Annotated in this window: 2 protein-coding genes; one reads left to right on the plus strand and one right to left on the minus strand. The window is 69.7% G+C overall.

Annotated elements, in window-relative coordinates; translation table 11 throughout:
• Window positions 1–29 precede the first annotated feature (29 nt).
• A complete protein-coding gene (locus SK803_RS10540) occupies window positions 30–1,052 on the minus strand; it encodes an FkbO/Hyg5 family chorismatase (RefSeq protein ID WP_319965663.1) in 1,023 nt (340 codons plus the stop codon).
• A 269-nt stretch (window positions 1,053–1,321) separates the two neighbouring features.
• On the opposite strand from SK803_RS10540, the gene SK803_RS10545 reads away from it, so the two are divergent.
• Window positions 1,322–9,115: a type I polyketide synthase gene (locus SK803_RS10545; protein ID WP_319965664.1), complete on the plus strand. Its 7,794-nt coding sequence runs from the start codon at window positions 1,322–1,324 to the stop codon at window positions 9,113–9,115.
• The last annotated feature ends 35 nt before the right edge of the window (window positions 9,116–9,150 follow it).

Here is a 9,150-nt window from a genome sequence, read left to right on the forward strand (position 1 = left end):
CGCTCCTGTTCCTGGTTCGGCCGGACGAGTCAGGCGATGATGCCCTCGATCTCCACGAGGAGATCGGCGCGGCAGACGTCGACGTTCAGGTACTGGATGCGGGCGTTCGGGGAGAAACGCTCCTCGCACATCTTCTTCACCGTCGGGATGTCGGCGCGGTGCCGGACGTACACCTTGATGTTGTCGACGTCCAGCAGGGAATTGCCCCGCACGATCTCGTAGTCCGCCAGGTTCTCGTCGGAAACGAGGTGCTCGATGTTGTCGAGTGACAACTTCACCTGCGCCACGACGTCGCCGTCGTGCAGCGTCTCGTGCCCGCGGATGCTGGCGGTGCCGGCCACGTAGATCTGCCCTGACCTGCGGTCGGTGTGCGTGCCGGCGAGGTAGGTGGCCCGCGCGAACTTGGGCGGGCGCGGGCCGTACTGCCGCGGGTAGTGGTAGGCGGCCATCTGCTTGGAGTTCTCCACCGACGTCAGCGCGGCGGAGCGGGAGGCGAGGAAGTAGAAGGCGATGCCACCGCCCAGCGAGCCGATTCCGGTCGCGCTCGGCACCTCCTTGTCGCCGAAGTGGAAGAGTTCGAACGCCTCCGCGCGGCCCTTGCAGAAGTCCCGGTAGATCTCCAGGCCCTCGGCGTTGTCGCCGTTGATGTCGTTGAGGAAGTTCCACATGCGGAAGCAGTTCTTGTAGCCGAGGCCGTCCATCAGGTCCAGCGCCGCGACGTAGGCCGCGCGGGTGTCCTCTGTGTAACGGCCCGTGGGGGCGATCCGGCCGGCGACGAGGAGGTACTCGCCGTCGTGGGCGTAAACAACGCCGTGGTGCTCGCCGGTCTCCACGGGACGGGCGGTCGTCCACACCTCCGCGAATGCCTCGCCGAGGTCCGCCGCCATGTGCAGGTCCAGTGTCAGAAGGCCATTCTCGACACGCGGGTCGGTGCACTCGGTGGTGTAGTTGATGACTCCGAGAACGTTTCCGGTGGCCGCGACTTCGCTGACTTCGGTCAGGCCGGTGAAGGCCGAGCTGGGAAGCTTCACCGTCTGCTGCGCCTGAGTCATTGGAATGCCCCTCCGAGGAGTAGGTAAAAACATTTGGCGGAGTAAAACCCGGTATTTGTTTCGAACTGCTCTTCCTGGCCTGTGATCAAAGATTAGCACCGGGCACGCTCCGCAAAACTGCTCCGCCAGCGGAAAGCACTTTCGGGCGGGATGATAGGGGGGTCCTAGGGGGGTGCTAGGGGATTTCCTACTTACTGGACCGATGAGGCCGAGGCTAGCATCGCTCGAGGTGCAAGCCTCGTCGCCAGTAAATAGGGAGCGCCGTCGGGATGTTTCGAACCGAACTGATCCGGCCGTTGTCCGAGCTGCTGCGATACCACGCCGCGAACGCGCCGGAGAAGGTCGCGTTCGCGGATTCGCGCCGCGCGGTCACGTACGCGGAGCTGGAGCGGCGGACCTGGCGGCTCGGCGGGCACCTCGCGGACCTGAGGCTGCAGCCGGGTGACCGGGCGCTGATCTTCCTCGGCAACAGCGTCGACATCATCGAGAGCTACCTCGGGATCACCCGCGCGAACGCGGTCGCGGTGCCGTTCAACCCGCACTCCGCCGACGCCGAGCTCTCCTACGTGCTGGACGACAGCGGCGCCCGCGTCGTCATCACCGACACCGCGCACCTCGACCAGGTCCGCAAACTGTTGCCGGGCCGTCCTTATCTCAAGGTGGTCGTCAGCGGCGGCGAACCGCTTCCGCGCGGCGGCTCCGTCGTCTCCTATCAGGAACTGACGTCGACAGACCCTCCTGTTCCCGCGCGGGACGACCAGGGTCTCGACGACGTGGCGTTCATGCTCTACACCTCCGGCACCACCGGCAAACCGAAGGGCGTGCTGTCGACCCAGCGCAGCTGCCTGTGGTCGGTCGCCGCCTGCTACGCCCCGGTCATCGGCCTCAACCACGACGACAAGGTGTTGTGGCCCTTGCCGTTGCACCACTCTCTCGCCCACGTGCTGTGCGTCGTCGGTGTGACCGCGGTCGGTGCTTCGGCACGCATCCTCGACGGGTTCGCCGCGGACGAGGTGCTGAGTGCGTTGGAAGGTGACGAGTACACGTTCATGTGCGGTGTTCCCGCCATGTACCACCATCTTGTCGAAGTCGCGCGCACGCGCGAGGTGTCGGGCAGCACCTTGAAGCGCTGCCTGACCGCGGGCGCCGCGTGCCCGCCGGCGTTGCGGGTGGAGTTCGAGGCGCTGTTCGGGGTCGCCCTGCTCGACGGGTACGGCAGCACCGAGACGTGCGGCCTGATCGCGGTGAACTGGGCGCAGGGCACCAGGGTTCCGGGTTCGGTCGGCCTGCCGGTGCCGGGCCTCGCGGTGCGGCTGGTCGACCCGGACACGGGTGCCGACGTCGACGTGGAGGCCGAGGGCGAGGTGTGGGTGCGCGGCCCGAGCCTCATGGTCGGCTACCACAACCAGCCGGAGGCGACCGCACAGGCGATGCCGCACGGCTGGTACCGCACCGGCGACCTGGCCCGGCGCGATCTCTACGGCTACGTCACGATCACCGGCCGCGTCAAGGAACTCATCATCCGCGGCGGCGAGAACATCCACCCCGGCGAGGTGGAGGAGGTGCTGCTCAAGGTCCCCGGTGTCGCCGACGCCGCGGTGGTCGGCAAGCCGCACGACATCCTCGGCGAGGTGCCGATCGCGTTCGTCGTGCCCGGCAGGCAGGGCCTCGATCCGGTGCGCCTGTACGACGCCTGCCGTGAGCAGCTGTCGAACTTCAAGGTCCCCGAAGAGCTGTACGAGATCGACCACATCCCGCGCACGACGTCGGGCAAGATCACCCGGCACGTGCTGCTCGACCGCCCTGCCCGGCTGCGGGCGGCGAGCGGCGGGCAGCACGAGTCGTTGCTGCGGATGGACTGGGCGCCGATGACGTCGGTCCGCACCGCGAGCCTGGAGCTGGCGAAGCGGTGGGCGGTCGTCGGCCCCGACATGTTCGGGCTCACCGCTTCCCTTGTCTCATCGGGTGTGCACGTCGCCACCTACCCCGACGCGGCCGCGCTGCACGTGTCCGTTGTGGAGGGTGAGCCCGCGCCGGACGTGGCCGTGCTGTGCTGCCCCGACGACATGGACACCGGCGGCAAGCTGACCACGGCGGCGCAGGAGGCGTTGCGCAAGGTCGGTGGTGTGCTGCGAACGTGGGTGAACGACGACTGGTTCGCGCACTCACGCCTTGTCGTACTGACGCGTGGCGCTGTGGCCGCTGGTGTCGAGGACGTGCGCGACCTGGTGCACGCGCCGGTGTGGGGCCTGCTGCGATCGCTGCAGGTGGAGTTCCCGAACCGGTTCACGCTGATCGACATCGACGACCTGCCGCCGTCGACCGGGGTGCTACCCCTCGCGGTCGCCGCCGACGAACCGCAGCTCGCGATCCGGTCCGGCATCGCGTTGATGCCGCGGCTCAAGCGCGTGTCGGCGTCGGTCGACAGCGACGAGGTGCTGCGCATCGACCCCAGGCGCACGGTCGTCGTGACCGGCGCGGACGGCACCATGGGCGCGGCGCTGACCAGGCATCTCGTTGCCGCCTATGGCGCTCGGCACCTGTTGCTGATCAGCCCGCGCGGCCGCACCGACGAGGCGACCGCGCAGCTGGAGAAGGACCTGGCCGAACTGGGCGCGAAGGTCGCGGTCGCGGCCTGCGACGTGGCCGACCGCGCCGCGCTTGCCGACGTGCTCGGCAAGCTGAAACGGCCGATCACCGCGGTCGTCCACGGCGAGGGCGAGCACCCGGCGAAACCGTCGGCGAACCTGCCGCGCGCGGACGTGTTCCGGTCCGTTGTGGACGGTGCGGTGAACCTGCACCAGCTCACGAAGAACGGCGAGGTCACGGCGTTCGTCATGCTCTGCACGGTGGCCGGCGCGCTCGGGCTGGTCGGGTCCGGTGAGCAGGCGGCGGCCAACTCGTTCCTGGACGCGCTGGCCCGCTACCGCCGCAAGCGCGAACTGGCAGCGACGTTCCTCGCGGTCGGGTCGACGGACGCGCCGACGACGGCGTCGCGGGTGGGTGAGCTGTCGACGCACGAGTTCGCCGCGATGTTCGACGCCGCAACCTCTGTGGGCCTGGCGCAGGCCGTGATCATGCGGATCAACAGTGCCGCGCTGCGTGAGCAGACGTCGTCGACCGAGGTGCCGGCGTTGCTGCGCGGCCTGATCGACGTGTCCGCGCGGCTCGCGACACCGGACGAGCGCGACCTTTCGGCGTTGAGGCAGCGACTGGTGGCGATGTCGCCGGAGGAGCAGGACATCTTCCTGCTCAACCTGGTGCGCACCGAGGTCGCGGGCGTGCTCGGGCTGACCGGTGCGGAGCGGGCGGAGTCGAAGAAGACGTTCCGGGAGCTGGGGCTCACCTCGGTCACCGCGGTCGATCTGCGCAACCGGCTGACCGCGGCGACCGGCCTGCACCTGTCCGCGCCGGTCGCGTTCGACTACCCGACACCGGTCGTGCTGGCCCGGCATCTGCGGGCGGAACTGCTGGGCGAGCGGGCTTCCGTGGTCGCGTCGGACGTGGTGCGTGCTCACCCGGACGAGCCGATCGCGATCGTCGGCATGGCCTGCCGGTATCCCGGTGGCGTGGCGTCGCCGGAGGACCTGTGGCGGCTGGTGACCTCGGGTGCGGACGTGGTGTCGCCGTTCCCCGCGGATCGCGACTGGGACCTGGAGAAGCTGTTCGACGGCGCCTCCCACACCCGCTCCGGCGGTTTCCTGCACGACGCCGCCGACTTCGACGCCGAGTTCTTCGGGATCTCGCCGCGTGAGGCGCTGGCGATGGATCCCCAGCAGCGGTTGCTGCTGGAGGTGTCCTGGGAGGCTCTGGAACGGGCGGGCATCGACCCGTTGTCGTTGCGCGGCACCAACGGCGGCGTGTTCGCGGGCGTGATGTACCACGACTACGGCGCCGGGCTGCTGGACGCGCCCGCGGGCACCGAGGGGTACTGGACGACCGGTACCGCGGGCAGTGTCGTCTCCGGCCGCGTCGCCTACACCCTGGGGCTGCAAGGACCGGCGGTCACCGTCGACACGGCTTGTTCTTCGTCTTTGGTCGCTTTGCACTGGGCCGCGCAGTCGCTGCGGTCCGGTGAGTCGTCGATCGCGCTGGCGGGCGGTGTGACGATCATGTCGACGCCGCAGACGTTCGTGGAGTTCTCACGGCAGGGCGGGCTGTCCGCCGACGGCCGCTGCAAGGCGTTCTCCGACTCCGCCGACGGCACTGGCTGGTCCGAAGGCGCCGGTCTGGTGGTTCTGGAACGGTTGTCGGACGCTCGCCGCCACGGTCACACAGTGCTCGCGGTGCTGCGCGGTTCGGCGATCAACCAGGACGGCGCTTCGAACGGCCTGACCGCGCCGAACGGCCCGTCGCAGCAGCGCGTGATCCGGCAAGCGCTGGCGTCCGCTGGTTTGTCCACTTCGGACGTCGACGCGGTCGAGGCGCACGGCACGGGCACGACGTTGGGCGATCCGATCGAGGCCCAGGCCCTGCTCGCGACCTACGGCCAGGACCGCACGGTTCCGCTGTGGCTGGGTTCGGTGAAGTCGAACCTCGGCCACACGCAGGCCGCGGCGGGTGTCGCGGGCGTGATCAAGATGGTGATGGCGTTGCGGCACGGCGTTCTGCCGCGCACCTTGCACGTGACCTCGCCTTCTTCGCACGTGGAGTGGGGGAGTGGCCGCGTCGAGCTGCTGACCTCGGATCAGCCGTGGCCCTCTGTGTCTCGCGAACGACGTGCCGCGGTGTCGGGCTTCGGCGTTTCCGGGACGAACGCGCACGTGATCCTGGAGGAAGCGCCCGAGGTCGAGGTGACGCCGGAGGAACCGTCCACCGTGCTGTCCGTCGTGCCGTGGGTGGTGTCGGCCAAGACTTCCGTCGCGCTGGACGCGCAGCTGGAGCGGTTCCGGTCGGTTCAGGCTCCCGCTTTGGACGTGGCGGCGTCGCTGGTGTCGACGCGGACGCAGCTGGAGCACCGCGCGGTTGTCGTGGACGGCACGGAGATCGCGCGCGGCGTGGCTTCGGAACGGCCGCTCGCCGCGTTGTTCTCCGGACAGGGTTCGCAGCGGCTCGGCATGGGACGCGAGCTGTACGAGCGCTTCCCCGTGTTCGCCGCTGCTTTCGACGCGGTGCTGGAGCACCTGGACGCTTCGCTGCGGGACGTGATGTGGGGCCACGACGTCGAGGCGCTGAACGCCACCCGGTACACGCAGCCGGCATTGTTCGCGATCGAGGTGGCGCTGTTCCGGCTGGCGCAGTCGTTCGGGATCCGCCCGGACTTCGTGGGCGGGCACTCGATCGGTGAGATCGCCGCCGCGCACGTGGCCGGGGTGTTCCCGCTGGAGGACGCGTGCCGGCTGGTCGACGCGCGGTCGCGGCTGATGCAGGCGCTGCCCGCGGGCGGGGCGATGGTCGCGGTGCAGGCCACCGAAGAGGAAGTGCTGCCGCATCTCGGTTGCGACGTGTCGATCGCCGCGGTGAACGGGCCGCGTTCGGTGGTGGTGGCCGGCACCGAGGAGGGCGTGGCGGCGGTCGTCGATCGGTTCGCGGACCGCAAGACTAAGCGTCTCCCGGTCAGCCATGCGTTTCACTCGCCCTTGATGAACCCGATGCTGGACGACTTCCGCGCGGTCGTCGAGGGCCTGTCGTTCTCCGAGCCGCAGATCCCGGTCGTGTCGAACGTGACCGGGCAGCTCGCCGTGCGCGAGCAGCTGACCTCGCCGGAGTACTGGGTGCGGCACGTCCGTGAGGCCGTGCGGTTCTCCGACGGCGTGCGGGCGTTGGGACGTCAGGGCGTTTCAGCGTTCCTGGAACTCGGTCCCGACGGCGTGCTGTCGGCGCTGGTGGCGGAGATGACCGAGACCGGTGCGGTGCCGCTGGACACGGCCGTTGTGCCGGTGCTGCGCCGCGAACGGCCCGAGGAGGCTTCCGCGGTGTCGGCGTTGGCGCGTCTGCACGTCGTGGGTGTGCCGGTGGACTGGACCGTGCTGTTCGAGGGAACCGGCGCGGTGCACGTCGATCTGCCGACGTACGCGTTCCAGCGTTCTCGTTTCTGGCCGGAGCCCGAGGCCGTGGTCGGCAAGGCGGATCCGCTGGACGCGGCGTTCTGGCAGTTGGTGGAGAACGACGAGCTGGCTGCGGTGCTGGATCTCGATCCCGATGTCGCGGCGGCCGTCGTGCCGGCTTTGGCCTCGTGGCGGACCCGGCAGCGTGCGCAGTCCATTGTGGATTCATGGCGGTTCCGGGAGTCGTGGAACCGGCTGTCGCTGGCGGGTGCGTTCTCCGGGTCGTGGCTGGTCGTCGTGCCGCCGGGGGAGCAGGACACCTGGACGCGCGATGTCGTGGAGATCCTCGGCGGTGTCGCGGTGCCGTTGGACAAGGTCTCGGGGCTGGCCGGGAGGGAGTTCACGGGCGTCGTGTCGCTGCTCGGTGTCGCGGACGACTCCGGTGACGTGCCTTATCCGCTCACCGGGACGTTGGAGCTGCTGCGGGCTTTGGAGGGCGTTGAGGCTCCGTTGTGGACGGTGACGCGCGGCGCCGTGTCGACCGGGCACGGGGACATCGTGACGTCGCCGGTGCAGGCCGCGTTGTGGGGCATGGGCCGGGTCGCGGCGCTGGAGCTGCCGCGCCGGTGGGGTGGCTTGATCGACTTGCCGGGCAGCGTCGACAACCAGATCGCCCAGGGCTTGCAAGCGGCGCTGGTGAACTCGCTGGGCGAGGACCAGATCGCGGTGCGCGGCAACGGTGTCTTCGCCCGCCGCCTGGTGCCCGCGCCACGTGGCGAGCACGGCGAGGAGTGGACGCCGTCCGGCACGGTCCTGATCACCGGCGGCACCGGTGCGCTGGGTGGCTTCGTCGCCCGGTCCGTCGCCGCACGGGGTGCTTCCCACATCGTCCTGACCTCGCGCCGCGGTCCGCTGACCCCGGGCATCGAGCACCTGGTGGCGCAGCTCGAAGGGTTCGGCGCCGAGGTCTCGGTCGAGGCCTGTGACGTCGCCGACCGCGCTGCTCTGGAAGAGCTGCTGAGCCGGTTCCCCGACCTGAGCGCCGTGGTGCACTGCGCGGGGATCGACTCCGGTGATGCGCCTCTGCTGGAGCTGAGCGCTGAGCAGCTCGGGGAGTTGTTGCGCGCCAAGACGGTGTCGGCGCGGCACCTGCACGAGCTGACCGGGAACCTCGACGCGTTCGTGCTGTTCTCGTCGGGTGCGGCGGCCTGGGGCAGCGGTGGCCAGCCCGCGTACTCGACCGCGAACGCCTACCTGGACGGCCTGGCGCAGTTCCGCCGCGGCCAGGGCCTGGTGGCGACCTCAGTGCAGTGGGGCGCGTGGGCCGAGGCCGGCATGGCGACCGATCCGGAGGCCTACGACCAGCTGCGCCGCCACGGCGTGCTGCCGATGGACCCGGAACTGGCCCTGACCGCGCTGGTGCAGGCGGTGTCGGACGGCGAAACGGTGCTGACCGTCACGAACACCGACTGGGCCCGGTTCGCGCCCGGCTTCACCGCGTCACGCCCGTCACCACTGTTCTCCGCGATCCCCGAGGTTCTTTCAGCCTTGTCCGCGAATGCGAATGTGGCCGGCGCCGAGGTGGCGTTGCAGGAGAAGCTCGCCGGACTGTCCGAGGCCGACCGGTCGCGCGTGCTGCTCGACCTGGTGCGCTCCGAGGCCGCCGCCGTGCTCGGCTACGCCGGCGTCGAGGCGATCCACGCGGAGAAGGCGTTCCGCGACCAGGGTTTCGACTCGCTGACCGCGGTCGAGATGCGCGACCGGCTGAAGGCCGCGACGGGCCTGCCCGTGCCGTCGGCCCTGATCTTCGACTACCCGACGCCGCGCCTCGTCGCCGAGCACCTGCTGTCCGGCCTGTCCTCTGCCACTGATGGTTCCGCGCTGGCCGAGCTGACCCGGTTCGAGGCCGCCGTGGCGTCTTCGCCGGTGGACGACCACGACGTGATCCGCGAGCGTCTGGAGAAACTGCTCGGGCGCCTGAAGAAGCCTGTGTCCACTTCGGACGAAGACATCCGCAACGTCTCCGTCGAGGACCTCCTGAGCATCATCGACGACGAGTTGCTCGACCTCTCGTAGAACCAGTGTTGCCCGCACGAAATGAGGACGGACCA

Origin of the sequence: Lentzea miocenica (assembly GCF_033949945.1) — a bacterium.
Lineage (GTDB): Bacteria > Actinomycetota > Actinomycetes > Mycobacteriales > Pseudonocardiaceae > Lentzea > Lentzea miocenica.

What these genes read in the sequence shown, in the direction of transcription:
- SK803_RS10545 (WP_319965664.1), top strand. Translation starts at nt 1,322, where the DNA reads ATGTTTCGAACCGAACTGATCCGGCCGTTGTCCGAGCTGCTGCGATAC.
- SK803_RS10540 (WP_319965663.1), bottom strand. Translation starts at nt 1,052, where the DNA reads ATGACTCAGGCGCAGCAGACGGTGAAGCTTCCCAGCTCGGCCTTCACC.